Consider the following 1,141-nt stretch of genomic DNA (forward strand, 5'->3'; position numbering starts at 1 on the left):
GAAACGCCCAGTTAGAGGTCGTTTTCACCTGTAATAGCCGTCTATCAAGCGATTCCTGGGGTGTCGGGTTGCGGTGCAGGCGAGGTCATGGAGGCGGTCGATGCCTGCGGGGCAGTTGGGGTTATGGATGAGGCGAAAGGCAACGCACTCCTGTCTCATCCCAAGATGCCCGGTCTTCTCTGTCGTGTGCTTCCGCCGTCGTGGGTGTGCGCCTGGGCGCACTCGGTCCGGCGCGGTACGCCGGAAGCATGGCGACGCGACGTCCGTATCCGAGTGATCTGTCCGATGCCCGCTGGGAGTTGATCGAGCCGGTCCTGGCCGCTTGGCGCTTTGAGCGCCGCGGCAGGGCCCTGGATTTCGGCCGGCCACCCGAACACGACCTGCGCGACATCATGGACGCGATCTTGTACATCGACCGCACGGGAGTCCAGTGGCGCTACCTCCCACACGACTTCCCGAACTGGAACACGGTCTACGGCTACTTCTCCAAATGGGCCGACGAGGGCGTGTTCGCCCAGCTCAACGGCCTGCTCCGGCAGCTTTTGCGAGAGAAGGAAGGCCGGGACACAGAGCCGACGGCCTGCTTAATCGACGCCCAGAGCATCAAGACCTCCACCAGCGTCCCCGCCTCCAGCCATGGCGTCGACGCAGGGAAGAAGATCGTCGGCAGGAAGCGGAGCATCGTCACCGACACGCTCGGCCTCCTCCTCGCGGTGCTGGTGACCGCGGCGAGCGTGCAGGACTCCGTTGCCGGCACCGCGCTGCTCGACCAGGTCGCCGCCGACCACCCCGCTATCCGCAAGGTGTGGGTCGACGGCGGCTACCGCCAGCACCTCGTCGAACACGCCGCCACCCTCGGCATCGACATGGAGATCACCGCCCGCAAAGCCGGGACCAGGGGTTTCACTCCCACCCCGAAACGGTGGGCGGTCGAACTGACCTACGGATGGCTCATGCTCCACCGCCGCCTGGCCCGCGACTACGAAACCCTGCCCACCCGCTCCGAGGCCGTGATCCACATCACCATGACCGACCTCATGGCCCGCCGCCTCACCCGTGAGAACACCATCTCCTGGCGCGACCCGAAGAAGGCCATAAAACAACCGATCCCGGGATGAAACATCGGATGAAAGCGACCTCT

At 65.1% G+C, this 1,141-nt stretch carries 1 protein-coding gene; it reads left to right on the plus strand.

Features of this window, described 5'->3' with window-relative positions; translation table 11 throughout:
- The first annotated feature begins 248 nt into the window (after window positions 1-248).
- On the plus strand, window positions 249-1,118 hold the full coding sequence (locus ACFV4G_RS43540) for an IS5 family transposase (protein WP_380449219.1): 870 nt from the start codon (window positions 249-251) through the stop codon (window positions 1,116-1,118).
- Window positions 1,119-1,141: the final 23 nt, after the last annotated feature.

The sequence above is a fragment of the Kitasatospora sp. NPDC059747 genome (assembly GCF_042732955.1).
Classification (GTDB): domain Bacteria; phylum Actinomycetota; class Actinomycetes; order Streptomycetales; family Streptomycetaceae; genus Kitasatospora.

What these genes read in the sequence shown, in the direction of transcription:
- ACFV4G_RS43540 (WP_380449219.1), top strand. Translation starts at nt 249, where the DNA reads ATGGCGACGCGACGTCCGTATCCGAGTGATCTGTCCGATGCCCGCTGG.